Origin of the sequence: Corynebacterium pilbarense (assembly GCF_026930265.1) — a bacterium.
Classification (GTDB): Bacteria; Actinomycetota; Actinomycetes; order Mycobacteriales; family Mycobacteriaceae; genus Corynebacterium; species Corynebacterium pilbarense.
Genome location: NZ_JANRML010000002.1, coordinates 163216 through 185965 on the forward strand (window position 1 = coordinate 163216; position 22750 = coordinate 185965).

The following is a 22750-nucleotide window of genomic DNA, read 5'->3' on the forward strand; positions in this document are numbered from 1 at the left end:
CCATGGCGTACACCCCCGTTAGCCGCGAGGTTGCGGAGGGCGTCCGCGATGCCGCCGTCGCCGTCGACGGGGTCGCCGCATTGCACGGCGGCCGTGTCGGCGAGGTTGCGACCTACTTGCCCAACGTCCGCATTGAAGGTCTGAAGGCCATTTCGCGGGACGGCCGAACCGGATTTGAAGTCCACTTCGTCTTCGACGTCGCGTCCGGCCGCAAGGTGCAGGACGTAGCCGAGGATGTCCGCGCGGCTGTGCTCGGTGCATCCGACGCGGAGTTCGTGGACGTTGTCGCAGGCGACGCGCAGTAGCGATGCCCGCCCCAACCTCATAACCCGAAACGTGGTTTTATTATGAATCTTTTTGCTAACAAGGCGCTCACCGGCATTCTTATTGGTGTTGTGGTCGCCTTCTTTGTCACCTTCGGCGGTTGGCCGGGCCTGCTCTGGCTGCTGCTGTTCACAATCATCGGCGGGGTTGTCGGGGCCCAGCTCGACGGCCGTCTGGATCTGTCCGCGGCCCTGAGTAACGGCACCGGCAGAGGCCGAAGCTAATGGATAATTCCTTCTACCACGTCAGTGAGCGCACCATCGAGCGCGTCGCTGAGGTGGCAGCTGCGGCGGTTCCGGGTTGCCGGACTATCGACGCAAAGTTGGCCGGGCTCGCGGGGCGAAGCTTTCCGCGGATCAACGCCCGGTTGGACCAGGCGACGGGCACAGTGGCGGTGGACACCGAAATTGCCACCTCCTACCCCGCCCCGGTTGCTGCCATCACCGACGCAGTGCGCGCGACCATCATCGCGCACATTCGCACGCTGGTGGGCCTTGACGTCTCCCGCGTGAAGGTCACCGTGGCCAATGTGGAAACTCTCCCCGACACCGGCCGCGTGACCTGGGACCAGGTGGCGGAACACGAGGCTTTCGTGATCCCGACCCCCATCGAGGTCTCCCCGACCCACGTGGAACACCCCACGACGAAACCGCTCCAGCAGCTCGCGCCGGTCAAGGCGCGCTCGCTCGTCGACGACATGCGCGACGTCGTTGTCCCCGCCCCAATCGAGGTGGAGCACCCCGAGCAGCCGGAACCGGTGCACGCGGCAAGCGTTGCAGCCCCGGAGCCGGTGCGCACGTTCTCCCCCGAGGTACCGGAGCCGCAGCGCCTCGCTGCCGTCCACACCTCGCAGACGGAAGCGCGCGTGCCGTTCCCGCCCGAGCCGATCCGCCCGTGGGCGCCGCAGGCGAACGGGGTTATCCCCCGTCACCCGCAGCTGCCTCCGCTGCAGGCGCTTAAGCCTGTGGACATCAAGCGCTTCGCACAGCCCCGCGATGTCCCTATGCCGAACCGCGCACCGCTGAAGGAGATCACGGTCAACCGCCCGCCGCTCAAACCCATCGTGGTGGAGCCGGCGCCGCGCGCCCCGTTCTCTTCCGCGCCCGCGCCGCGGCCGGTGATTGTGCCCAAGGCACCAGCACCGAAGCCGCTGAAGCAGATCACGATTGAACCGGTGGTGAAGTACTATGACCGCTCCCGCTAACACCGCGCCCACCAACGAAGCGCCCGCTAACGCAGCTGTCGGCCCGCACCCGGGCGACGAGCCGCTGGGCAACCCGGCATCGCGCTGGTTTGCGGTGCTGATCAGCCTGCTTTTGCTCTCGCTGGCTGGTGTGGCTGCACGCGACCTGTGGTACCACTTCTACGGCGATGAGGCCCCGTCAGACTCCTGGCTCGGCCGCACCTGGGATTTCCTCGGTTCCTTCGCGGCGGATGTCACCGCGGTCGTGGTGGGCATCCTCCTTGTGCTCGTAGGTTTGATCCTGCTGTTCTTCTCGTTCAAACCGCGCCCGCACGGGCACGTGCGCGTGAACTCGCCCGCCTCCATTTGGACCCGCCCGGTGGACATCGCCCGCAAGACGACGTTCACCACCCGTGGCGACCTCGGCGGCGAGCAGGTGAGCACGAAGGCGAACCGGAAGTCCGTGAAGGTACAGGTGGTCGAGGATGGCTCCGGCCCGGCGATGCAGGAACGCATCACTCGTGCGCTGAATGACGAGTTCCGTGTGCTCAAGACGCCGCCGGCGGTGTCCGTGAAGTTGCTGCCCAGCCCGGCCACGCAACAGGTCTCCGCGCAGCGCGCTAACGCGCCTCAGCAGGCAGCCGGATCCGCTTCGGCCGAGACGACCCCGGAGGTATCGCGATGACTAAGACGCTCAGCTTCTTTAACCGCCTGGCAGTTTTCCTGCTTGGCCTGCTGCTGATTCTCGCCGGGCTCTTCCCGATCGCCGAGTACTGGCAGATCCCGTACCTGGTCGACGCGGCCGACTTCCTCGACCGCACCCGACTGATCGACCTGGGCTACCAGGACTTCTACGTCACCGCCCTGATCATTGGCGCTGTCATTTCAGCGATCCTGGGCCTGTGGATCCTGCTGGCAAATATCCGGTCCCGCGCGTTTTCGAACCGCGGCATCCTGCCGGCTGACCCGGAGCACGGCGAGACCATTATCAACGTCCAGCGCGTGTCTGAGGCGGCCTGCACTTCCCTGGAGCACGCAGGCGAGATCCGTCGTGCTACCTCCAAGGTGGCGATGGTGGGCAAGCGCCCCACCGCGACGTTTACCGTCTTCGCCAACCCAGAGTACCCGTTCGATGACGTCGTGCGCGTCATTGAGGGCGCGGACCAGGATTTCCGCGAAGCCAGCCACACCATGGAAATCGACACGGTGTGGAAGCTCCACCTGGACCGGATTACCGCCTAACGCTCTAGTTCAAGCACGAGCTTGACCAGCCCCAGCGTGCGCGGCTTCCCGCCGCCCGCTGGGGCTATTTCCATCTCCGCGCCAGGTTCGCAGCGCGCAATTTCGCTCCAGGCGATACGTTCACTCACCACGCTGCGTCTTTCCATCCTCCAGGTACGAATGCGTTGCCCGACCACGGCCCGCGCGCCATCGTCGAAAAGAACTAGCCATCGCCTGTTGCCCACCTCCTCGCGGGCCATGCTTATCGACGCCTTCGGTGCCCCCTCCAGCCGCGTTAACAAAGACACGATCCCCAGGCGGTGTTCCACCCCGTCAGCGTCAGCGATAACCAGCGGTAGGCTGGGACCCGCCTTGCGCATCCCGCCCATGCGCCACACTGCCGGCATGCGCTCGGGGTCGGCGCCGTTTCGCACCACCACATATCTGTTTGTGATTGTGACTAGATGGGGCGGGTTGACGGTGGTGATGGCATGGGGGCCGGAGGTGGCGTCGATAAGCGAGGGGTGCTCGCGCTCCATCGCGGTGAGCAACTCGACGGCTTCCTCGTCTGTTGTGCCCCAGCCCAGGCCGCTGTTCTCCAGGATCCCGATTAGTTGGGCGAGGGTGAGGTCCGGCTGGCCCTCCCAGGCGCGCTGCAGCGCCTCGGTCAGACGTGGAATACGGGTCGGGTCGTGCACACTGATGAGCCTAACGCATGCGAAAAGCCGCCCTCCCCAGCGGGGAAGGCGGCTTTTTACGTCAGCTGGTTACACCAGAAGCTGGAATTAGTCCAGGATCTTGGTGACGCGGCCAGCGCCGACGGTGCGGGAGCCCTCGCGGATAGCGAAGCGCAGGCCCTCGTCCATAGCGACCGGCTGGATCAGCTCGACGGACATCTCGACGTTGTCGCCCGGCATGACCATCTCGGTGCCCTCCGGCAGCTTCACAACACCGGTCACGTCGGTGGTGCGGAAGTAGAACTGCGGACGGTAGTTGTCGAAGAACGGGGTGTGGCGGCCGCCCTCGTCCTTGGACAGGACGTAGACGGAACCCTCGAACTTGCTGTGCGGGGTGTAAGCGCCCGGTGCGATGACGACCTGGCCGCGCTCGACGTCCTCACGCTTCAGACCGCGGAGCAGCAGAGCTGCGTTGTCGCCAGCCTCAGCGGTGTCGAGAAGCTTGTTGAACATCTCGATGGAGGTGACGGTGGTCTTGGTGGCCTTGTCGCGGATACCGATGATCTCGACGTCGTCGTTGAGGTTGAGCACGCCACGCTCCACACGACCGGTAACCACGGTGCCGCGGCCGGAAATGGTGAAGATGTCCTCGACCGGCATCAGGAACGGCTTGTCGGTCTCGCGCTCCGGATCCGGAATGGAGTCGTCGCAAGCCTGCATGAGGTCAACGACGGACTGAACCCACTTCTCCTCGCCCTCGAGAGCCTTCAGAGCGGAGATGTGAACGATCGGAGCTTCCTCGTCGTACTCCTGCTCAGCCAGCAGCTCGCGGACCTCCATCTCGACGAGCTCGATGATCTCTTCGTCGTCGACCATGTCGCACTTGTTCAGTGCAACGAGGATGTACGGAACGCCAACCTGGCGAGCCAGCAGCACGTGCTCGCGGGTCTGCGGCATCGGGCCGTCGGTAGCAGCAACCACGAGGATTGCGCCATCCATCTGAGCAGCGCCGGTAATCATGTTCTTGATGTAGTCGGCGTGGCCCGGGGCGTCAACGTGAGCGTAGTGGCGCTTCGGGGTGTTGTACTCCACGTGGGAGATGTTGATGGTGATGCCGCGCTCGCGCTCCTCCGGAGCCTTATCGATCATCGCGTAGTCGAAGGCCTTGTTCTCCTCCGGGTAAGCATCAGCCAGCACCTTGGTGATAGCGGCGGTGGTGGTGGTCTTGCCGTGGTCGACGTGACCGATGGTGCCGATGTTCACGTGCGGCTTAGAGCGCTCGAACTTTTCCTTTGCCACTGTTGTCCTCCTGGACTTCATGGTGACTACGACCTTCGCAGCCACGTGGTTTACATACGCCCCGGCCCGCGCCCAGCGCAGGGCACGGATACGGGAGCCATTTCACAATGTGCCAGTTACAAGATCCTAGGTTTCCAGCGGCCGTTTTTCAAACCGGCCTTGCCGTTTCCCCCGGATCGACCTAGAGGGTAACGGCCGGCTCAGACACCGCTCACCTTGTCGGTTCTTGCGGTATCTCAGCGCGGCCGCTGCCCTCCATTCTCCCTATCCCGCGGGGTAGACCCGCACCGCTGGCACGCGGTACGGCCCGTTGAGAAGGGAGGGCGGCGACTATTTAGTTGCCGTTGCGCTCGTCGATAATCTCCTGAGCCACGGACTGCGGAACCTCAGCGTAGGAGTCGAACACCATGGTGAAGTTCGCGCGGCCAGCGGTGGAGGAACGCAGGTCGCCGATGTAGCCGAACATCTCGGACAGCGGCACCTTTGCCTTGACAACCTTCGCACCGGAGCGGTCCTCCATTGCGAAGACCTGGCCACGGCGGGAGCTGATGTCACCGTTGACGGTGCCCATGTACTCCTCCGGGGTCACAACCTCGACGGCCATGACCGGCTCGAGCAGGACCGGCTTCGCCTTAGCGACAGCTTCCTTCAGCACCTGGGAACCAGCGAGCTTGAACGCCATCTCCGAGGAGTCGACGTCGTGGTACGCGCCGTCCTCGAGGGTGGCCTTGATGTTCACCAGCGGGTAGCCGGCGAGGAAGCCGTACTGCATCGCGTCCTGGATACCAGCGTCGACGGACGGGATGTACTCCTTCGGCACGCGGCCACCGGTGACGGCGTTCTCGAACTTGTAGGAAGTGGACTCGCCCTCTTCCAGCTCCTCCGGGTCCGGGGAGTACGGCTCGATGGTGACGATGACCTTCGCGAACTGGCCGGAACCACCGGTCTGCTTCTTGTGGGTGTAGTCCAGGGACTCGACCTTCTTGCGGATGGTCTCGCGGTACGCAACCTGCGGGGAGCCGATGTTCGCCTCGACCTTGAACTCGCGCTTCATGCGGTCCACCAGCACGTCGAGGTGCAGCTCGCCCATGCCGCCGATGACGGTCTGGCCGGTCTCCTCGTCCAGCTGGACGGTGAAGGTCGGGTCCTCCTCGGCAAGCTTCTGGATAGCGGTACCCAGCTTCTCCTGGTCAGCCTTGGTCTTCGGCTCGATGGCCACCTGGATCACCGGATCCGGGAAGTCCATGGACTCGAGGATGATCGGGTGGTCCGGGTTGCACAGGGTGTCGCCCGTGGTGGTTTCCTTCAGACCGATGAACGCGTAGATGTTGCCGGCGTCAGCGTGATCGACCGGGTTCTCCTTGTTCGCGTGCATCTGGAAGAGTTTGCCCACGCGCTCCTTCTTGGACTTCGTGGAGTTGAGCATCTGCTCGCCCGGGATTGCCTGGCCGGAGTAGACGCGCACGTAGGTGAGCTTGCCGAAGAACGGGTGAACGGCGATCTTGAACGCCAGAGCGGAGAACGGCTCCTCGACGGACGGCTTACGGGTCAGGTCCTCTTCGCCGTTGACGGAGGTGCCGTGCACCTCGCCGATGTCGATCGGGCTCGGCAGGTAGGCGACGACAGCGTCGAGGATCGGCTCGATGCCCTTGTTGCGGTATGCGGTGCCGCAGAACACTGGGTAGATCTCGGAGGCGATGGTCATCTTGCGGATGGCTGCCTGGATCTCTTCCTTCGTCAGCTCCTCGCCACCGAAGTACTTCTCCATGAGCTCCTCGTCGGACTCAGCGACGGTCTCGAGCAGCTTCTCGCGGTACTCCTCAGCCTTCTCCTTGAGATCCTCCGGGATCTCCTCGATCTGCGGCGGGGTGCCGGTCTCGACCTTGCCCGGCCACAAGAGGGCCTTCATGTCGATGAGGTCGACAACGCCGTCGAAGTTGTCCTCAGCGCCGATCGGGAGCTGCATGACCAACGGCTTCGCGCCGAGGCGGTCGACGATGGTGCCGACGGTGTAGTAGAAGTCAGCGCCCAGCTTGTCCATCTTGTTGACGAAGCAGATACGCGGGACGTCGTACTTGGCGGCCTGTCGCCACACCTGCTCGGACTGCGGCTCCACACCTTCCTTGCCGTCGAACACGGCAACAGCGCCGTCGAGCACGCGCAGGGAGCGCTCCACCTCAACGGTGAAGTCCACGTGACCCGGGGTGTCGATGATGTTGATCTGGTTGTTGTTCCAGAAGCAGGTAACAGCGGCGGACGTAATGGTGATGCCGCGCTCCTTCTCCTGCTCCATCCAGTCAGTGGTGGCGCCACCGTCGTGGGTCTCGCCAACCTTGCGGTTGAGACCCGTGTAGAAGAGGATGCGCTCGGTAGTGGTGGTCTTACCGGCGTCAATGTGGGCCATGATGCCGATGTTGCGGACCTTGTTCAGATCCTTAAGCACTTCTTGTGCCACGTTAAATACCCCAACTTTGAAGTCGTCGACGCCTGTCGGCGCCTATGTCGGTCAGTTGTCCTTGGTCAATTCTGCCACTTCATCGCGGAAGTGGCAGCGTGAGGTTCGACTCAGCTGGAAAAACCCGGAAACGCACCAGCTCGCTCCACGTGGAAGCGGGTATGCAGTTTCCGGGTGTCCATGCGTCGCCTTGCTCCAGCGATTACCAGCGGTAGTGGGCGAAGGCGCGGTTGGCCTCGGCCATCTTGTGGGTGTCCTCGCGGCGCTTCACGGAGGCGCCGAGACCGTTGGAAGCATCCAGGATCTCGTTGGCGAGGCGCTCCATCATGGAGTTCTCGCGACGCTGGCGGGTGAAGGTGACCAGCCAACGCAGGGCGAGGGTGGTGGAGCGGGCCGGCTTGACGTCCACCGGCACCTGGTAGGTCGCGCCACCGACACGGCGGGAACGAACCTCGAGGTCCGGGCGGATGTTGCCGATTGCCTTTTCCAGGGTGCCAACCGGGTCGGTGCCGGTCTTCTCGCGGCACTGCTCGAGAGCGCCGTAGACGATGCGCTCTGCGGTGGACTTCTTGCCGTCCCGCAGGATCTTGTTCACGAGCATGGTGACCAGCTCGGAGTTGTAAACCGGATCCTTAACGACGGGACGCTTCGGTGCTTGCTGCTTACGCATTGATTACTGTCCCTTCTTTGCGCCGTAACGGGAGCGAGCCTGCTTGCGGTCCTTCACACCCTGGGTATCCAGAGCGCCGCGGACAATCTTGTAGCGCACACCCGGCAGGTCCTTCACACGACCGCCGCGCACGAGCACCATGGAGTGCTCCTGCAGGTTGTGACCCTCGCCCGGGATGTATGCGGAAACCTCAATGCCGGAGGTCAGACGCACACGGGCGACCTTACGCAGAGCAGAGTTCGGCTTCTTCGGAGTGGTGGTGTACACGCGGGTGCACACACCGCGGCGCTGCGGGGAACCCTTCAGCGCAGCGGTTGCCACCTTGGTGGACTTATCGTGGCGGCCCTTGCGGACCAGCTGCTGAATAGTAGGCATTCACGCTCTTTCTGTTAGCGCTTCCCGCCCACACCCGGCCATACATGCAAAAATGGGGGCTCTTCTTCGGGGCCCTGCCGATTGCATGAACTACCGTGTGAACGAGTCGCTCGGAGTTCGTAGTACTTCGCACCGCATGGTACGGGCGAAACCTCGTCAAAAATACACCGAAAGTTCGCAGCAAAGCAAACTGCGTGCAGACGATCCTCCGGTTACACTGCCGATATGACTCCTTGGACGGGTGTCTCCCGGTCGCTGCGTGACGTGGCAGTCGAGTCCGCGGTGATTCCAATACGCGCGGTGAGCTTGCTTTTTCGGCATCTGCCCCAGCTGGTCACCGTCATCTGCCTCGGGCTTGCCGGACGCCAGGCCGTGATCTGGCTCGCGGTGTGACTGTCCGCTTTCAGCAGCTTGGCCGCCAGCTTGGTCATGCCGCTCGCGCCGCTGATGGTGATGCTGTCCATCATTTTCTCACTGTGGCTTCTGCGCCCCTCGCTACCCTTCCTCGCGGCGACGTTCCCGGACCGCAAAGACGGCTCGTCCCGGGTGCGGCTGCTTTCCGCCGGAGGCATGCTCATCTCCTTTCTCACCGTGTATTCCACTCACGGCCTGCTTAAAGAGGACCTCGCCGCCTTCAGGCGCGCCACCACCTACGACGAGTACTTCGATCAAGGCTTCGAGGCGGACTTCTCGCGCGCATTTATCGACGACACCGCCGCCCTGATCGGCCTGATCGTCGGCACGATCCTGCTGCGCAAAATCATCGGCTACTTCGCCCTGGCGGAAAAAGGCCTCGGGTTGAGCTACCTGGCGGCCTACCTGGAAGTGCTGTGGATGACCACGGTGTCCGTGTTTTTGACCAACCGCTTAAGCGCCGTGCAGGACTGGGCACTGTCCCGCCGCAGTCTCGCGCCCGCGCACCAAGCCTACGAAGGCCTAAAAACCGACGTGGCCGAACATTCCGGCGTCCTCGGCGACGCGTGGGCGTGGTTCACCGCCCAGCTGCCAGCGTTGAACCAGCTGGTGACCATCCCGATTGCGTGGCTGACGCTCGGCGCCGTGGTCTTTGGCACCACGCTCGCCGCCAAGAAGGCCGAAGCAACGGAAGCGGAGGCTGAACAGGGCGAGGAGGTGCCGAAGGGGTCGTCGATAAGCATTCGCAAGCGCATGCAGACCGCCGCCCACAACGAAGCCAAGCACGCTCTCGACGAGGCAATCAAGCCCGTGGCCGGGCCGATTAAGGCGACACTGAAGGGGCTGCGCACGCTTGCGCGAGCGGGGCTGGTGCCGATGACGATCTTTTGCATCGTGTTCATGCTCGCCACCAGCGTGGAGCTCGGCGTGGTAGAGCTAGGGCGCGCGCTGATCGGCCCCGTGGACAGCAAGATGGTCGCGGAACAGGCCCTCAACTACCTGCTCGTCGTGGCGCGGGCGGTGTACCTTCTGGTCGTGGTGTGCCTGATCGCCTCAGGTCTGGATTTCTTCCTGCGCCACAGCTACTCGCCGGAAGCCCCGGCAGACCCGGAAGCCCCGGCAGACGAGGAATCCGCCGGCGCGTCCACGTAAACCTTCGGCTCCGGCAGCTCCACCGTTGCGTAATGGGGAACATCCCACCCGATGTGCAGCTTTTCCGGCTGCACCCCGTCCGGGAGCGCGAGTGGCGTGACCTTGCGCCACTGCCCCGGACGCGGATCTCCCGGCTCGAGATGCATCTCGGTGAAGCCGATCTCGTCCACCCGAACCACCGGGCCGGCCTCCCCTGGCGGGGTGCAGGCGTGCATGGCACTGAAGTCGTCGATGGGCGTGCCGAACAGCTTGTCTTTGCGCAGGTATTCCTTGCCGTCTGAGCCGGTCACCCACATGTGGCAGCCCTCCAGCACTGACTCTTCTGGAGCATTCCACTGTGTCAGCACCGCCCAGATGGTGAAGCCTTCCGGGGCGTGCAGGCCGATTTGGCTTTCGTCCTCCACCGACTGGAAGCCGAGCACTTCAATGTCGGCGTGGTGCCTCGCTCCGTCGAAGTCCGCGATCGGTAGGTCGATGCTGCCCGGAGATCCCGCCTCGATCACCTGCTCCTGCGACCACGTCCACGGCCTGACCAGGCTGAAATACGGCTGGGACGACGCCGCCAGCATCAGCCCGGCAGCCACGGGCGCGCCTAACCACCAAAGCTTCCTCACAGCCACACCGCCTCCCGGGCCACGTCGCGCTCTTGCTGCGCCTCAGGCAGCTGCACAACTACGCGCGGGCCCATCCGGTTTGCCACGTAGAAGTACAACGTGGCGCCTACGATCTCTTCCTCCGGCATCTCAAACACCAGGGTGCAGGGGCTGTGTAAGCCCGGGTAGGTCAGCTCGCACGCGCTGCTCGCGGAGTTCTCCGGTGCATACAGGTGGCCGCCGGCTGCCTCTATCTCCGCGCCGATGAGCATCTCCTGGTCCTGGGTGAACTGGTAGTCCACCACCACCCACTTGGCGTTGGAGACGGCGCCGTTGAAAGTCTCCGCAACGGTGGCTCGCACGTCCTCCACCGCACCGATGGCAGGGGCGGAATTGTCGTAGTCGAAGCTTTCGGCGGCGCGGTCTGCGGCGTTGGGCAGCACGTCGCGGATCTGCATGCCCAGCACCAGCAGCGCCAACGCCGCGGCTGTGGTCCACACACGCCTGAACTTCATCGCAGCTCCACCTCCGCTACGCGCTCGTTGACAAACCAGGTGGAATCGCCGTCTAGGAACGACTTGCGGTACTCCATCGACCACACTGCGAGCGTGTCGCCAACGCCATCGCCGCTGAACACCAGCGCGATGTCCTGCGGTACACCCGGGTTGAGCACCTGGTTGCTCGGCAGTGGGATGCTCTCGAGGTTGTCGTCGCCGGTGAGCCGTGCGTCGGTCTTCTGGAACTTCGGCTGTGTATCTGCCGTGGAATCCTCCAGGTTAAACGCCTGGTGCCACTGCATAGCGTAGATGGGTCGCTCCGCGGTATTGGTCAGCCGCATGTGCACCACCCGCGCGCCGTCGAGGACGTAAGTGCGCTGCACCTGAATTGTCAGCGGCGCAATCTCTAGCTCTTCCGGCTGCGCAACCGGGTCCGTCACCTCGCTGGCGGAGACAACCTCTTCCGGCTCCGCCTCCTCGAATCCGCCGGCCATCCCGGTCACGCCGGCAAGCGCGAGCAACCCCACGATGGTCGCGTTGGTTCTCGTGCGGAAGTCCGCCGCGACCGACTTTGCCAGCCCCCGCATGCGCTGGCTTTTCGCCGACTTTTCGCTCACACGTGGAATCTAAGCAGAATACGCGCATTTTTGCGCGTTATTTGCCCCTCGACATCGACCTTCGGTGACTACTGTCATAGACATGGACACCCCTACTCCACCCCGCAAACGCGCGTCCGACTCGGAGCGCGAAAAAGCAGCAAAACACCTCCAAGCCGCATTTACCGACGGTCAAATTTCCCTGACCGAATTCGATGACCGCTCCCGCGCCCTGTACGCGGCCACGTACTCGGACGAACTTCCCGCCCTGGTAGAAGACCTCTCCCCTGTCGAGAGCCCGAACCGCCCCACCCCCGCCACGACCAACGCCAGCTCCCGCGCAGTGGTCACCGGCGAGCGCAACGGCTCCGCGTTCTCCCTGTCACTCATGGGCGGCGCCGAACGCACCGGACAATGGCTCGTCGCGCCGATGCACACCACGGTCGCGCTCATGGGCGGCAACTCGCTGGATCTGCGGGAGGCGCGCTTTGCAGCCCAGGAGACGGTAATCAACGCCCTTGCACTGATGGGCGGCATCGAGATCATCGTGCCCGACGATGTCCGCGTCGTGGACGACGGCGTTGGCATCATGGGCGGTTTTGGTGTGGAGGACCACGACTCCTGCGCCGTCTTCGCCGCGGAGTTGCCTGCCGACGCCCCGGTGGTCCGCGTGCGCGGCCTTGCCCTGATGGGCGGCGTGGGAATCGTCCGCGCGGCCCGCGGCGCCCACGTGAAGTAAGGCGCTTTCTTGCGTCACTCCCCGGCAGCGTCGCCGGCGGCGCGGCGGATCAGGTCGCGGATGCGGCCTTTGGTGGCGTCGTTAAGCGATTGCACCGCGTAGCTCGTCGGTCACATATCCCCCGTCGAGGTGCGGGACTTCCTGGGCAACGATGGTGTGGACGGCGGCGGCAAGCGCCTGGTCGTCGGCGGGCATTGCGCCGATGATATGCAAAACGCCCGGCTCCCCTTTTGCGGGGAGACCGGGCGCTTTCTACGCAGACCTAGCTAAAAGCCAGAGTGCTGGGCCTTGCGTTTACAGCTCCTCGAAGCCGAACTCGTCCATCGGCACGGAGGCACCGGTGAACTCGCCGTAGCCCTCGTCGCCGTAGATGGAGTCGCCGAACGTCGGGATGGAGTACGCCGCGGAGCGTGCCGCCTCGGTCGGCTTGACCTGGATGTTGCGGTAACGGGAAATGCCCGTACCGGCCGGGATCAGCTTGCCGATGATCACGTTCTCCTTCAGGCCGATCAGCTTGTCGGAGCGCTTGTTGATCGCGGCGTCCGTGAGCACGCGGGTGGTCTCCTGGAAGGAGGCCGCCGACAGCCAGGACTCCGTGGCCAGCGAGGCCTTGGTGATGCCCATGATCTCGGAGCGCATCTCCGCCGGCTCGCCGCCGTCCGCCACAGCTGCGGCGTTGACCTGGCGTGCCTCGGACAGATCCACCAGGGTGCCCGGCAGGAACTCGGTGGAACCCGAGTCGATGACGGTGCCGCGACGCAGCATCTGGCGGATGATGATCTCGATGTGCTTGTCGTGGATGGACACACCCTGGGTGCGGTACACAGCCTGCACCTCGTCGATCAGGTGCTTCTCCACGCCACGGCGGCCGAGGACCTCGAGCACGTCGTGCGGGTCGGCGGCGCCGCGGAGCAGTCGCTCGCCCACCTCGACGTGGTCACCCTCGCGCAGGCCGCGCTCGATCATGGCGTCCGGGTTGGACTCCATCGGGCGACGCACCTGGGCCAGGCCCTGACGCTTGGACAGCTTCTCGTAGACCACCACGTCGGAGCCGTCATCCGGGTGGATGGTCAGGGTCCAGAAGTTGCCCTCGTCCTCGAGCGAGATCGTGCCGGCGACGGACGCGATCGGGGCGCGGTTCTTCGGCACACGGGCCTCGAACAGCTCCTGCACACGCGGCAGACCGCCGGTGATGTCGCCGCCGACGCCGCCCTGGTGGAAGGTACGCATGGTCAGCTGCGTACCCGGCTCACCAATGGACTGCGCGGCCACGATGCCGACAGCCTCGCCGATGTCGACGAGCTGGCCGGACGCCATGGACTTGCCGTAGCACTTCGCGCAGACACCGGTCGGAGTCTGGCAGGTCAGCACGGAGCGGACCTTGACTTCGGTAACACCGGCTGCCACGAGCTCGTCGATACGCTCCTCGGTCAGCTCGGTGCCAGCCTCGGCGATGACCTTGTCGTCGGAGTCCTTGACATCGGCCGACAGAACACGGCCGGACACGGAGGTCTCGACCAGGTCGTGGCGAACGAAGGAGTCGCCGGACTCAGCCGCGACCGGCACCTTGACGCCCTGGCGGGTGCCGCAGTCCTCTTCGCGGACGATGACGTCTTGCGCCACGTCCACGAGACGACGGGTGAGGTAGCCGGAGTCCGCGGTACGAAGCGCGGTATCGGCCAGGCCCTTACGGGAACCGTGGGAGTTGTTGAAGTACTCCATCACGGACAGGCCCTCGCGGAAGGAGGTCTTGATCGGGCGGGTGATGTACTCGCCGCGCGAGTTCACGACCATGCCCTTCATGCCGGCCAGGGTCCAGATCTGGCGCATGTTACCGGCAGCACCGGACTTCACGATCATCGGAATCGGGTTGTGGTCCGGGTACAGGTCCTCCACGGCCTGACCCACCTTGTTGGTGGCATCCTGCCACAGCTCGACCAGGCGGTCGTAGCGGTTCTCCTCGGTCAGCGCACCCTTCTCCCAGAACTTGCGCTCGATGGCCTCAGCTTCCTTCTCGTACTGCTCGAGGACCTCGGTCTTGTTCGGGAGGATGAGCACGTCGGCCATGGAGATGGTGATGCCGGAACGCGTGGCCCAGTAGAAGCCGGCGTCCTTCATCTTGTCCAGCACCTGCGCGACGGTGATCATCGGGTACTTCTCAACCATGGACTGGATGATGTCGCCCAGCAGCAGCTTGCCGCCGCCACCGCCCTTACGGACCATGGCGCCTTCCTGGTACGGGAAGTTGAACGGCAGCAGCTCGTTGAACATGATGCGGCCCAAGGTGGTGTCCGTCATCCATGCCTGGCCCTTTTCCCAGCCGTCCGGGAACTGCTCGGCCTCGATCTCCCGGGTCGGACGCAGGTGGTCGATGCGCACCTTGATCGGAGCCTGCAGGCCCAAAACGCCCAGGTCGTAGGCCATGATGGCCTCACGGTAGGACGAGTAAACGCCACGGGCCGGGCCGTTGTCGTCGGCAGGTGCGTACGCGCCCTCGCCGCCGATCTCCTGCGGGCCCTTCTCCATGGTCAGGAAGTACAGACCGGTGACCATGTCCAGGCGCGGCATAGCCAGCGGCTTGCCGGACGCCGGGGACAGGATGTTGTTCGACGACAGCATGAGCACGCGGGCCTCGGCCTGCGCCTCGGCGGACAGCGGCAGGTGGACTGCCATCTGGTCGCCGTCGAAGTCGGCGTTGAACGCCTCACAGGCCAGCGGGTGCAGCTGGATGGCCTTACCCTCGACCAGCTTCGGCTCGAAGGCCTGGATACCCAGGCGGTGCAGCGTCGGTGCACGGTTGAGCAGCACCGGGTGCTCCGAAATCGCCTCTTCGAGCACGTCCCACACCTCGGGGCGCTGGCGCTCCACCATGCGCTTGGCGGACTTGATGTTCTGCGCGTAGTCGTTGTCCACCAGGCGCTTCATCACGAACGGCTTGAACAGCTCGAGCGCCATACGCTTCGGCAGACCGCACTCGTGCAGCTTCAGCTGCGGGCCGACGATAATCACGGAACGGCCGGAGTAGTCCACGCGCTTACCCAGCAGGTTCTGGCGGAAGCGGCCCTGCTTGCCCTTGAGCAGGTCGGACAGGGACTTCAGCGGGCGGGTGCCCGGGCCGGTGACCGGACGGCCGCGGCGGCCGTTGTCGAACAGGGCGTCAACGGACTCCTGCAGCATGCGCTTCTCGTTGTTCACGATGATCTCGGGCGCGCCCAAGTCGATCATGCGCTTCAAACGGTTGTTGCGGTTGATCACGCGACGGTACAGGTCGTTCAGGTCGGAGGTGGCGAAGCGGCCACCGTCGAGCTGGACCATCGGGCGCAGCTCCGGCGGGATCACCGGGATCGCGTCCAGGATCATGCCGGCCGGGTCGTTGCCGGAGCGCTGGAAGGCCGCGACGACGCGCAGGCGCTTCAGCGCGCGGACCTTCTTCTGGCCCTTGCCCTCGGCGATGATGCCGCGCAGCTCCTCGGCCTCAGCCTCGAGGTCGAAGTTGCGGATCAAGGTCTGGATCGCCTCGGCACCCATGCCGCCGGTGAAGTAGTCCTCGTAACGGTCGACGAGCTCCTCGTAGAGGTTTTCGTCGATGATCATCTGCTTCGGCGCGAGCTTCTGGAAGGTGGTCCAGATCTCGTCCAGGCGCTCAACCTCGCGCTCGCCGGCCTCGCGCATGTGCTGCATTTCCTTGTCCGCAGCGTTTTGCACCTTCTTGCGGGCAGCGGCGGTCGCACCGGAAGCCTCGAGCTCGGCGAGGTCCTCCTCCAGCTTCTGCGCGCGGTCCGCGATCTCGGAGTTGGTGTCGTCCTCGACATCCTTCTTCTCCATCAACATCTCCGCCTCGAGGGTGGACATGTCGGTGTGGCGGGCCTCTTCGTCAACGGAGGTGACGATGTTTGCCGCGAAGTAGATGATGCGCTCGAGGTCCTTCGGCGCCAGGTCGAGCAGGTAGCCCAGGCGGGACGGGACACCCTTGAAGTACCAGATGTGCGTCACCGGAGCGGCCAGCTCGATGTGGCCCATGCGCTCGCGGCGCACCTTGGACTTGGTCACCTCAACGCCGCAGCGCTCACAGATGATGCCCTTGTAGCGGACACGCTTGTACTTGCCGCAGGCGCACTCCCAGTCGCGGGTCGGGCCGAAGATGCGCTCGCAGAACAGGCCGTCCTTTTCCGGCTTGAGGGTGCGGTAGTTAATGGTCTCGGGCTTCTTCACCTCGCCGTGGGACCAACGGCGGATGTCGTCGGCGGTGGCCAGGCCGATGCGAAGCTCGTCGAAGAGGTTTACGTCAAACACGTAAAAGTTCCTTTTCTTCTAGATGTGTGCTGTTCGTTCGTCGTGCCGTCGAAAAGCAATTGCTTCACGACGGCTACCTGGCGCTTAGGCGGTGTCCGCCGCTGCACCCTCGTCACGGGAAAGGTTGATGCCAAGCGAGGAGCCGGCCTGATCGAACTCGTCGTCGTCGCCGTCGAGCTCCATCGGGGTGCCGTCGGTGGAGAGGACCTCCACGTTCAAGCACAGGGACTGCAGCTCCTTGAGCAGCACCTTGAAGGACTCCGGGATGCCCGGATCCGGGATGTTGTCGCCCTTCACAATGGCCTCGTAGACCTTCACGCGGCCCACCACGTCATCGGACTTGATGGTCAAAAGCTCCTGCAGGGTGTAAGCGGCGCCGTATGCCTGCATCGCCCACACCTCCATCTCGCCGAAGCGCTGGCCGCCGAACTGGGCCTTACCGCCCAGCGGCTGCTGCGTAATCATGGAGTACGGGCCCGTGGAACGGGCGTGGATCTTCTCGTCCACCAGGTGGTGCAGCTTGAGCATGTACATGTAGCCGACGGAAATCGGGTACTTGTACGGCTCGCCGGAACGGCCGTCGAACAGGGTGGTCTTGCCCTCGCCGTCGACCATGACGTCGCCGTCGCGGTTCGGCTTGGAGTTCGCCAAAAGGCCCGCGATCTCGTCGTTGGTCGCGCCATCGAACACCGGGGTTGCGGTGAGCGAATCAGCCGGCACGTCGTAGAGGTGCTCCGGCAGGGTCTCGAGCAGCTTGGCGTTTGCCGGGTCATCCGGATTCACGGTCCAGCCGGCCTTGGCCAGCCAGCCCAGGTGAATCTCTAGGACCTGGCCGATGTTCATACGACGCGGCACACCGTGGGTGTTCAGGATGATGTCCACCGGGGTGCCGTCAGCCATGAACGGCATGTCCTCCTGAGGCAGGATCTTGCCCACGACACCCTTGTTGCCGTGGCGGCCGGCCATCTTGTCGCCGTCCTGGATCTTGCGCTTCTGAGCCACGTACACGCGGATCATCTCGTTGACGCCCGGGGACAGGTCGTCGTCGTCCTCGCGGGAGAAGCGGCGCACGGCAATGACCTTGCCCTGCTCGCCGTGCGGCACCTTCAGGGAGGTGTCGCGCACCTCGCGGGCCTTCTCGCCGAAGATGGCGCGCAGCAGGCGCTCCTCCGGGGTCAGCTCGGTCTCGCCCTTCGGGGTGACCTTGCCCACGAGGATGTCACCGTCGCGCACGTCCGCGCCGATGCGGATGATGCCGCGCTCGTCCAGATCCTTCAGCACGTCTTCGGAGACGTTCGGGATCTCGCGGGTGATCTCCTCGGCACCGAGCTTGGTGTCGCGGGCGTCGATCTCGTGCTCCTCAATGTGCACGGAGGTGAGGATGTCCTCCTCCACCACGCGCTGGTTGAGGATGATCGCGTCCTCGTAGTTGTGGCCTTCCCACGGCATGAACGCAACCAGCAGGTTGCGGCCGAGGGCCATCTCGCCGTCCTTGGTGCCCGGGCCGTCAGCGATGACCTGGCCGGCCTCGACGCGGTCGCCCGCGGAGACGATCGGGGTCTGGTTGTAGCAGGTGCCCTGGTTGGTGCGCTCGAAGGTGCGCAGCATGTAGGTGTCGCGGCCGCCCTCATCGTCCATGACGGTGATGAAGTCGCCGGTGACGTTCTCGATCACGCCGGCCTTCTTGGAGATGACGGTGTCGCCCGCGTCGTACGCGGCGCGCTGCTCCATACCGGTGGCAACGTACGCGGATTCGGCGCGCAGCAGCGGCACAGCCTGCTTCTGCATGTTCGCGCCCATCAGCGCACGGTTCGCATCGTCGTGCTCCAGGAACGGAATCATCGCGGTAGCGACAGAAACCATCTGGCGCGGGGAGATGTCCAGGTAGTCAACGCCCTGCGGGCCGACAACGCCAATGTCGCCGTCCTTGAGACGGACCTCGATGCGCTCGCCGGTGAGGTTGTTGTCCTTGTCCATCGGGGTCGCGGCCTCGGCGATGGCGTAGCGGTCTTCCTCGTCGGCGGTGAGGTAATCGATCTGGCCGGTGAGCTTGCCGTCGTTGACCTTCTGGTACGGCGTCTCAATGAAGCCGAACGCGTTGACACGCGCGTACGTGGACAGCGCGCCGATCAGGCCAATGTTCGGGCCCTCCGGGGTCTCAATCGGGCACATGCGGCCGTAGTGCGACGGGTGCACGTCTCGCACCTCGATGCCGGCGCGCTCGCGGGACAGACCGCCCGGGCCAAGCGCGGACAGGCGGCGCTTGTGGGTCAGGCCGGACAGGGAGTTGTTCTGGTCCATGAACTGCGACAGCTGCGAGGTACCGAAGAACTCGCGGATCGCAGCCGAAACCGGACGCACGTTGATCAGGGACGTCGGGGTGATGGACTCCGCGTCCTGGGTGGTCATGCGCTCGCGCACGACGCGCTCCATACGCGACAGGCCGACGCGGACCTGGTTCTGGATCAGCTCGCCGACGGTACGCAGGCGGCGGTTGCCAAAGTGGTCGATGTCGTCGGTGTTGATCGGGATGATCTCGCCGGCCGGGGAGGTCATCTCGGTCTCGCCCGCGTGCAGGCGCACGAGGTACTCGAGCGTGGTGGCGATGTCCTCTTCGGTCAGCGTCATCAGACCGTCGTGGTCGCCGCCGAGGCCGAGCTTGCGGTTGGTCTTGTAGCGGCCCACACGTGCGAGGTCGTAGCGCTTGGCCTTGAAGAAGGAGTTCTCCAGCAGGGACTGCGCAAGGTCGCGCGTCGGCTGCTCGCCCGGGCGCTGCTTGCGGTAGATCTCCAGCAGCGCCTCGTCGGTGTTGGACACACCGTCGTTTTCCAGGGTGGACATCATGATCTCGGAGAAGCCGAAGCGCTCCGTGATCTGCTCGGTGGTCCAGCCCAGCGCCTTCAGCAGCACGGTGACCGGCTGGCGGCGCTTGCGGTCGATGCGCACGCCGACGGTGTCGCGCTTGTCCACGTCGAACTCCAGCCACGCACCGCGCGACGGAATGACCTTCACGGAGTGCAGCGGGCGCTCCGTGGACTTGTCAATGGTCTCGTCGAAGTACACGCCCGGGGAGCGCACCAGCTGCGAGACAACGACACGCTCAGTGCCGTTGACAATGAAGGTGCCCTTGTCCGTCATCAGCGGGAAGTCGCCGATGAACACGGTCTGGGACTTGATCTCCTGCGTGTCGTTGTTGATGAACTCCGCGGTCACGTACAGCGGCGCGGAGTAGTTGATGTCTTTGTCCTTGCACTCGTCGATCGTGTACTTCACGTCTTCGAAGCGCGGCTCGGACAGCGTCAGGCTCATGTTGCCGGAGTAGTCCTCGATCGGGGAGATCTCGTCGAGGATGTCCTCCAGGCCGGACGTGATGCGTGCATCGTCGCCGCGGTTGGCCTGTTCGCGCTCGCGCCACTCTTGCGTGCCGACGAGCCACGCAAACGATTCGAGCTGCACATCAAGAAGCCCCGGGACGGTGATGGGCTCATTAATCTTCGCGAACGAGTAACGTTCGGGAGCCCCGGGGGTATCAGCCATGTTCATGGTCTGGTCTGAGACTGCCAAGTTGGGTCCTTCCAGCACCTCTGGCGGAGGCTCACCGCACCGCGTCTGGCTTCGCGGTCCGGCGGCGTTTCCGCAGGATAAGTTAGCATTCGGTCTGCTTCGGAAGACCCGCCCCCAGAGACAACAAAATCACCTTGTCAAATCGGGTTTTTCGTTCCCGTTGCACAAGGCTCTCTATGCGTACTGGAGACGGCTTCCAGCGCAAAGAACAACCATAGAGTAATCTCCCCCGTTTGTAAAGGCCCCCGCCATCACTCCCGCCGGTCTGCCCGATGCCGTCTGGGCGACTCGTGCGGTTGCTGCCGGAAGCCTACCACCCGGCACGCGCGCGCGGTCAATCGCGACGCGCCGCACGCCCCGGCCGCAGCGCACCCGCCAGGCCCGCAAGGCTCAGCGCTGCACCAACCCAGGCCAGCACGCGCCACAGCCCGCGGTCCGCCGCGGCGGTCTGCGCGTCAGCAACCTTCTGCACAAGCTTCTCGACGTCCTGCCGGTCCATCACCCCGTCATAGGTGACCACGTTCTTCACGCCATTGCCTTCTGCGTCGGCGTAGTAGTCGTCCACCTTCTCGTCGATGCCCACGACCACGCCGGTTTTCTGGTCCACCAGGATCTCGCGCTCCGCGGCGTGGTGCAGAAAGGTGCGCTGCGGCTCGCCGTTTTCACCCTCGATTGTGAGCGTGTTGCGCGGGTCGGCGTAGCGCTTGGCCACGTTCGTCGGCGCGATGCGCTGGGTATAGCGGTGCACCGTGCGCCCAGCGATCTCCTCCTCGCCGGAGAATTCCGCCGGTGTCGCGCCGCGCAGCACCGGGTCGAAGACCTGGACGGTGGCCTGCGGCGCGGGGGCGGGGAAGGTCAGCCATGCGCCGTCGATAGGCACCTGCGTTGCGGGCATGCCCATGACCAAAAGCGCCTCCGCCGGTCCGGTCGCAGCACCCGTGACGCGATCCACCGCGAACGACCACGTCGACGCCGTAAGCAGGTCGTTGAAGTCCGAGCCGGACTCCCCCGCGCGCAGCGTGTCGCCCACGCGCACGCTCGCCGTGTCACCGTCGGACGGCTCCTGGATCTCCATGTGCAGCTGGCGCGTCACCGGCGCCGCCTCGCCGTCGCGAGTGCCGTGAGGGTCCGTGATGGTCCACGTGGCCTCCCCCAGCGCAAGCGGCAGGCGGTTGCCGGAAAGCAGCACACTCGGCGCCAGCAGCCCCGCTACCACCAGCGCAGCGCCGAGACCGGCGAGCAAGACGGAAAGAATGCGGGAAGTGGGCAGCATGGTGGGCTACTTTACCGCAGCCACACACGCGAAACCCCCTCTGGTCGCGTGTGCGAACCGGAGGGGGTGATCGTCGTCAAGCAAAAAGCTCTTACTTGAGGGTGACCTTTGCGCCAGCCTCCTCGAGCTTGGTCTTGGCAGCCTCGGCGTCGTCCTTGTTGGCGCCCTCGAGGATTGCCTTCGGAGCACCCTCGACCATTTCCTTGGCGTCCTTCAGACCCAGGCCCGGAACCAGCTCGCGGACAACCTTGATCACGCCGATCTTCTTGTCGCCAGCGTCCTCGAGAACGACGTCGAACTCGTCCTTCTCCTCAGCGGCATCCTCGCCGCCAGCGGCCGGAGCGCCTGCAGCGACAGCAGCAACCGGAGCAGCTGCGGTCACGTCGAAGACCTCCTCGAACTCCTTCAGGAACTCGGAGAGCTCGATGAGGGTCATTTCCTTGAACTGCTCGATGAGCTCGTCCTTGGTGAGCTTAGCCATTGTGGCTTCCTTTCTGTTGGTGGGCGTTTACAGCCCGGATGTAAGAGTGTGTTTATGCGGCTTCCTGCTTGTCCTGCAGTGCAGCGACAAGGCGGGCCGTCTTGGATGCCGGAGCCTGGAACAGGCCGGCTGCCTTTGCCAGAGAGCCCTCGAATGCGCCAGCGATCTTGGCCAGGGTGGTCTCGCGGTTGTCCATCTCGGCCAGAGCGTCGACCTGGGAAGCGTCCAGGACGTTGCCGTCCATGTAGCCGCCCTTGATCACGAACGCGTCGTGGTCCTTGTTGAACTTCTTCATCACCTTCGCAGCGTCGACAGCAGCGTCGCCCTTGATGAACGCGACGGCGGTCGGGCCGGTGAGAAGATCATCGAGACCCTCGATGCCCTGCTCGTTCGCAGCGATCTTGATGAGGGTGTTCTTGGCGACGTGGTACTCGACATCGAAACCCATATCGCCGCGCAGCTGCTGCAGCTGGCCGACGGTCAGGCCACGGTACTCAGTCAGCACGAGGGAATCCGCCTCAGCGAACTTCTCCTTCAGAGCTGCAAGTTCCGCAGTGTTCTTCGGGTTTGCCATGACACACGCCTCCTTCCGATTACTTCATGTTGTTCAATCCGCCCGGAGCATCTTGCCTATCGACGTTCGCTTCGCGCGAAACTGACGTCTACCAAGCAAAAATGCCCCGTGCAGAAGCACGAGGCATACGTTGGAGTGTGCCGCGTTTCTCCTGCGTGGGTCGGCCCCTTGAGTGGAGCGCCTTCGACTCCCTCTCGAGAGTGACCGACGGTCTTCGGTGAAACTTGAGCTCGGCCTTTGCGGGCCGTTCAAACTTCGGTTGGGGATGTTAGCGGGTGGGTGCGGGTTTGGCCAAATCGCGGCTGGCGGTTTTCCGCGCCTGGTGGCCGCGACGGTCCCCTTTGTACGACAGACCCTGGGAGGCAGACCC

General features: G+C 64.4%; 21 protein-coding genes. 8 read left to right on the forward strand and 13 right to left on the reverse strand.

The genetic code is table 11. The features are described 5' to 3' along the window. Window positions 1-2: 2 nt before the first annotated feature. Genes NUW87_RS02675 through NUW87_RS02695 form a run of 5 tightly spaced genes read left to right on the forward strand, consistent with a single transcriptional unit; the run spans window position 3 to window position 2749 of the window. Window positions 3-305 (forward strand): hypothetical protein, encoded by a 303-nt coding sequence (locus tag NUW87_RS02675; protein WP_269027119.1) that lies wholly within the window; start codon window positions 3-5, stop codon window positions 303-305. Between the two features lie 42 nt (window positions 306-347). After that, window positions 348-548: a hypothetical protein gene (locus NUW87_RS02680; protein WP_034997223.1), complete on the forward strand. Its 201-nt coding sequence runs from the start codon at window positions 348-350 to the stop codon at window positions 546-548. After that, on the forward strand, window positions 548-1528 hold the full coding sequence (locus tag NUW87_RS02685; protein ID WP_269027120.1) for an Asp23/Gls24 family envelope stress response protein: 981 nt from the start codon (window positions 548-550) through the stop codon (window positions 1526-1528). The genes NUW87_RS02680 and NUW87_RS02685 overlap by 1 nt, the downstream gene beginning before the upstream one ends. After that, on the forward strand, window positions 1512-2192 hold the full coding sequence (locus NUW87_RS02690; protein ID WP_269027121.1) for a hypothetical protein: 681 nt from the start codon (window positions 1512-1514) through the stop codon (window positions 2190-2192). Before NUW87_RS02685 ends, NUW87_RS02690 begins: the two co-directional genes overlap by 17 nt. Further along, complete coding sequence (locus NUW87_RS02695) at window positions 2189-2749, forward strand: hypothetical protein (protein ID WP_239217616.1); 561 nt, start codon at window positions 2189-2191, stop codon at window positions 2747-2749. Before NUW87_RS02690 ends, NUW87_RS02695 begins: the two co-directional genes overlap by 4 nt. On the opposite strand, the gene NUW87_RS02700 is transcribed toward NUW87_RS02695, so the two are convergent. The 5 genes from NUW87_RS02700 to rpsL form a co-directional block, all read right to left on the reverse strand. Further along, on the reverse strand, window positions 2746-3426 hold the full coding sequence (locus tag NUW87_RS02700; protein WP_269027122.1) for a hypothetical protein: 681 nt from the start codon (window positions 3424-3426) through the stop codon (window positions 2746-2748). The genes NUW87_RS02695 and NUW87_RS02700 overlap by 4 nt on opposite strands. An 87-nt stretch (window positions 3427-3513) precedes the next feature. Next, a complete protein-coding gene (gene tuf / locus NUW87_RS02705) occupies window positions 3514-4704 on the reverse strand; it encodes an elongation factor Tu (protein WP_239217614.1) in 1191 nt (396 codons plus the stop codon). 334 nt (window positions 4705-5038) lie between these two features. Beyond that, window positions 5039-7159, reverse strand: a complete 2121-nt coding sequence (fusA, locus tag NUW87_RS02710; RefSeq protein WP_239217613.1) for an elongation factor G — start codon at window positions 7157-7159, stop codon at window positions 5039-5041. Between the two features lie 202 nt (window positions 7160-7361). Beyond that, window positions 7362-7829, reverse strand: a complete 468-nt coding sequence (gene rpsG / locus NUW87_RS02715) for a 30S ribosomal protein S7 (RefSeq protein ID WP_070475014.1) — start codon at window positions 7827-7829, stop codon at window positions 7362-7364. Window positions 7830-7832: 3 nt separating this feature from the next. Further along, on the reverse strand, window positions 7833-8204 hold the full coding sequence (rpsL, locus tag NUW87_RS02720) for a 30S ribosomal protein S12 (protein ID WP_034997208.1): 372 nt from the start codon (window positions 8202-8204) through the stop codon (window positions 7833-7835). Window positions 8205-8429: 225 nt separating this feature from the next. On the opposite strand from rpsL, the gene NUW87_RS02725 reads away from it, so the two are divergent. Further along, window positions 8430-8597: a hypothetical protein gene (locus tag NUW87_RS02725; RefSeq protein ID WP_269027123.1), complete on the forward strand. Its 168-nt coding sequence runs from the start codon at window positions 8430-8432 to the stop codon at window positions 8595-8597. A gap of 18 nt (window positions 8598-8615) precedes the next feature. Then, window positions 8616-9770 (forward strand): hypothetical protein, encoded by a 1155-nt coding sequence (locus NUW87_RS02730; RefSeq protein ID WP_269027124.1) that lies wholly within the window; start codon window positions 8616-8618, stop codon window positions 9768-9770. On the opposite strand, the gene NUW87_RS02735 is transcribed toward NUW87_RS02730, so the two are convergent. Genes NUW87_RS02735 through NUW87_RS02745 form a run of 3 tightly spaced genes read right to left on the reverse strand, consistent with a single transcriptional unit; the run spans window position 9701 to window position 11477 of the window. After that, window positions 9701-10354, reverse strand: a complete 654-nt coding sequence (locus NUW87_RS02735) for a hypothetical protein (protein ID WP_269027125.1) — start codon at window positions 10352-10354, stop codon at window positions 9701-9703. The genes NUW87_RS02730 and NUW87_RS02735 overlap by 70 nt on opposite strands. 26 nt (window positions 10355-10380) lie before the next feature. After that, the gene (locus tag NUW87_RS02740) at window positions 10381-10878 is read right to left on the reverse strand and encodes a hypothetical protein (protein WP_269027126.1); all 498 of its coding nucleotides are present in this window, start codon (window positions 10876-10878) and stop codon (window positions 10381-10383) included. Then, window positions 10875-11477: a hypothetical protein gene (locus NUW87_RS02745; protein ID WP_269027127.1), complete on the reverse strand. Its 603-nt coding sequence runs from the start codon at window positions 11475-11477 to the stop codon at window positions 10875-10877. The genes NUW87_RS02740 and NUW87_RS02745 overlap by 4 nt, the downstream gene beginning before the upstream one ends. Window positions 11478-11559: 82 nt before the next feature. Between NUW87_RS02745 and NUW87_RS02750 the strand changes: the two genes are divergently transcribed. Further along, window positions 11560-12195, forward strand: coding sequence for a DUF1707 SHOCT-like domain-containing protein (locus tag NUW87_RS02750; protein ID WP_239217608.1), 636 nt, complete (start codon window positions 11560-11562; stop codon window positions 12193-12195). 294 nt (window positions 12196-12489) lie between these two features. Here NUW87_RS02750 and NUW87_RS02755 read toward each other — a convergent pair whose 3' ends face one another. The 5 genes from NUW87_RS02755 to rplJ all read right to left on the reverse strand — a co-directional run bounded on the left by NUW87_RS02755 (window position 12490) and on the right by rplJ (window position 22380). Next, the gene (locus tag NUW87_RS02755) at window positions 12490-16488 is read right to left on the reverse strand and encodes a DNA-directed RNA polymerase subunit beta' (protein ID WP_239217607.1); all 3999 of its coding nucleotides are present in this window, start codon (window positions 16486-16488) and stop codon (window positions 12490-12492) included. 84 nt (window positions 16489-16572) lie between these two features. After that, window positions 16573-20070, reverse strand: coding sequence for a DNA-directed RNA polymerase subunit beta (rpoB, locus tag NUW87_RS02760; protein ID WP_239217606.1), 3498 nt, complete (start codon window positions 20068-20070; stop codon window positions 16573-16575). Between the two features lie 316 nt (window positions 20071-20386). Beyond that, a complete protein-coding gene (gene pgfA, locus NUW87_RS02765; RefSeq protein ID WP_269027128.1) occupies window positions 20387-21325 on the reverse strand; it encodes a cell envelope lipid trafficking protein PgfA in 939 nt (312 codons plus the stop codon). A 91-nt stretch (window positions 21326-21416) separates the two neighbouring features. Then, entirely contained in the window at window positions 21417-21806 is a 390-nt protein-coding gene (gene rplL / locus NUW87_RS02770; RefSeq protein ID WP_239217604.1) for a 50S ribosomal protein L7/L12, read from the reverse strand. A 52-nt stretch (window positions 21807-21858) separates the two neighbouring features. Continuing rightward, on the reverse strand, window positions 21859-22380 hold the full coding sequence (gene rplJ / locus NUW87_RS02775; RefSeq protein ID WP_239217603.1) for a 50S ribosomal protein L10: 522 nt from the start codon (window positions 22378-22380) through the stop codon (window positions 21859-21861). Between the last annotated feature and the right edge of the window lie 370 nt (window positions 22381-22750).

Excerpts from the sequence above, each read along its gene's own strand:
- NUW87_RS02675 (WP_269027119.1), top strand. The coding sequence starts at position 3 with ATGGCGTACACCCCCGTTAGCCGCGAGGTTGCGGAGGGCGTCCGCGAT.
- NUW87_RS02680 (WP_034997223.1), top strand. The coding sequence starts at position 348 with ATGAATCTTTTTGCTAACAAGGCGCTCACCGGCATTCTTATTGGTGTT.
- NUW87_RS02685 (WP_269027120.1), top strand. The coding sequence starts at position 548 with ATGGATAATTCCTTCTACCACGTCAGTGAGCGCACCATCGAGCGCGTC.
- NUW87_RS02690 (WP_269027121.1), top strand. The coding sequence starts at position 1,512 with ATGACCGCTCCCGCTAACACCGCGCCCACCAACGAAGCGCCCGCTAAC.
- NUW87_RS02695 (WP_239217616.1), top strand. The coding sequence starts at position 2,189 with ATGACTAAGACGCTCAGCTTCTTTAACCGCCTGGCAGTTTTCCTGCTT.
- rpsG (WP_070475014.1), bottom strand. The coding sequence starts at position 7,829 with ATGCGTAAGCAGCAAGCACCGAAGCGTCCCGTCGTTAAGGATCCGGTT.
- rpsL (WP_034997208.1), bottom strand. The coding sequence starts at position 8,204 with ATGCCTACTATTCAGCAGCTGGTCCGCAAGGGCCGCCACGATAAGTCC.
- NUW87_RS02725 (WP_269027123.1), top strand. The coding sequence starts at position 8,430 with ATGACTCCTTGGACGGGTGTCTCCCGGTCGCTGCGTGACGTGGCAGTC.
- NUW87_RS02740 (WP_269027126.1), bottom strand. The coding sequence starts at position 10,878 with ATGAAGTTCAGGCGTGTGTGGACCACAGCCGCGGCGTTGGCGCTGCTG.
- NUW87_RS02750 (WP_239217608.1), top strand. The coding sequence starts at position 11,560 with ATGGACACCCCTACTCCACCCCGCAAACGCGCGTCCGACTCGGAGCGC.
- pgfA (WP_269027128.1), bottom strand. The coding sequence starts at position 21,325 with ATGCTGCCCACTTCCCGCATTCTTTCCGTCTTGCTCGCCGGTCTCGGC.
- rplL (WP_239217604.1), bottom strand. The coding sequence starts at position 21,806 with ATGGCTAAGCTCACCAAGGACGAGCTCATCGAGCAGTTCAAGGAAATG.
- rplJ (WP_239217603.1), bottom strand. The coding sequence starts at position 22,380 with ATGGCAAACCCGAAGAACACTGCGGAACTTGCAGCTCTGAAGGAGAAG.